Source organism: Vibrio sp. 811 (genome assembly GCF_033339195.1).
In genome coordinates this window covers 1-832 of record NZ_JAWOUB010000241.1, presented here as the reverse complement: position 1 = coordinate 832, position 832 = coordinate 1, and the positions used below count along the sequence as shown (strand labels likewise).

The 832-nt window shown below is 46.9% G+C and carries 1 protein-coding gene; it reads left to right on the top strand.

Translation table 11 applies throughout. The features are described from left to right. Positions 1-43: 43 nt before the first annotated feature. A partial coding sequence (gene cytR / locus R7Q46_RS26085; protein WP_318078071.1) for a DNA-binding transcriptional regulator CytR occupies positions 44-832 on the top strand: 789 nt, incomplete at its 3' end.

Sequence of the window (832 nt, the reverse complement as noted above, 5' to 3'; positions counted from 1 at the left end):
GCACTGATTACCAGTGATAAAAACCTACGACTTCTGACAGGGAATAACGTCATCTTGGCAAAAATTTGAGAGGTTAAACACTATGGCGACAATGAAGGATGTTGCCCAGCTTGCGGGAGTGTCGACAGCTACGGGATCTCGAGCATTAATGAATCCAGAAAAAGTCTCTTCTTCAACAAGAAAAAGAGTCGAAGATGCCGTCCTTGAAGCGGGCTATTCTCCAAATTCATTAGCGCGTAATCTACGTAGAAACGAATCAAAAACGATTGTTACCATCGTTCCTGACATCTGTGATCCTTACTTTTCTGAAATCATTCGTGGTATCGAAGACGCCGCTATGGAACATGGCTACCTCGTACTGCTCGGTGACAGCGGCCAGCAGAAAAAGCGTGAAAGCTCGTTTGTGAATCTAGTGTTCACCAAACAAGCCGATGGCATGTTACTGCTTGGTACCGACCTGCCATTTGATGTCAGCAAGCCAGAACAGAAAAACCTGCCACCAATGGTCATGGCTTGTGAGTTTGCGCCAGAGCTAGAATTACCAACCGTACACATTGACAACCTAACGTCTGCTTTTGAAGCGGTCAATTACCTAACTCAACTTGGCCATAAACGCATAGCACAAATTTCAGGGCCAGACACAGCGGTATTGTGCCAGTTCCGCCAGCAAGGTTATCAACAAGCCTTACGTCGCGCGGGGATCAGTAAAGACCCACAATACAGCGTTATCACTGAGTTTTCTTTTGACGGCGGCGCGAAAGCTGTACGTAAGTTGCTAGAACTTCCAGAGCCACCAACTGCGATTTTCTGCCACTGTGACACCATGGCAATC